Genomic DNA, 728 nt, shown 5'->3' on the forward strand with positions numbered 1-728 from the left:
TCCGCCATCGAGTCCAGCTGGACGTCGGTGACGCGCAGTTCGAAGGCGCGGGCCAGCCGGGAGAGCAGGGAGACCAGGATGATGCCGGCGATGAAGCAGGCGCCGATCTTGACGCCGTCGGGGCGTTCGACGACGTTGGCGCCGGTGACGTAGAGCAGGACCGCTGAGACGACGCCGAAGCCGATCGTCCAGCCGCGCTGCCCGGCGCGGCGGGCGGCGATGGTCACGGCGATCGCCGCGGAGGACATCAGGACGAGGACGCCGGTGGCGTAGGCGCCGCCCTGGGCGTCGACGTTGGCGTCGAAGATCCACGTGACCAGGAAGGCGATCAGGGTGAAGACGAGCACCATGGGGCGGACGGCGCGGGCCCAGTGCGGGGCCATGCCGTAGCGGGGCAGGTAGCGCGGCATCAGGTTCAGCAGACCCGCCATCGCGGAGGCGCCGGCGAACCACAGGATGGCGATGGTGGAGACGTCGTACACCGTGCCGAAGGCGTTGCCCAGGTATTCGTGGGCGAGGTAGGCGAGGGCGCGTCCGTTGGCCTGGCCGCCGGGCTTGAACTCCTTCTCGGGGATCAGCACGGTGGTGATGAAGCTGGTGACGATCAAGAAGACGCTCATGATCAGGGCGGCGGTCGTCAGGAGCTTCTTGGTGTCGCGGATGCGGCCCTTGGGGTGCTCCTCGGTGTCTCCAAGGTCGCCCTGGACGTGCGGCATGACGGCCACGCC

1 protein-coding gene is annotated in these 728 nt (G+C 69.1%); it reads right to left on the bottom strand.

Translation table 11 applies throughout. The features are described from left to right. A partial coding sequence (locus M8J74_RS44215) for an APC family permease (RefSeq protein WP_505016728.1) occupies positions 1–728 on the bottom strand: 728 nt, incomplete at both ends.

Origin of the sequence: Streptomyces panaciradicis, assembly GCF_023516615.1 — a bacterium.
Lineage (GTDB): Bacteria > Actinomycetota > Actinomycetes > Streptomycetales > Streptomycetaceae > Streptomyces > Streptomyces panaciradicis.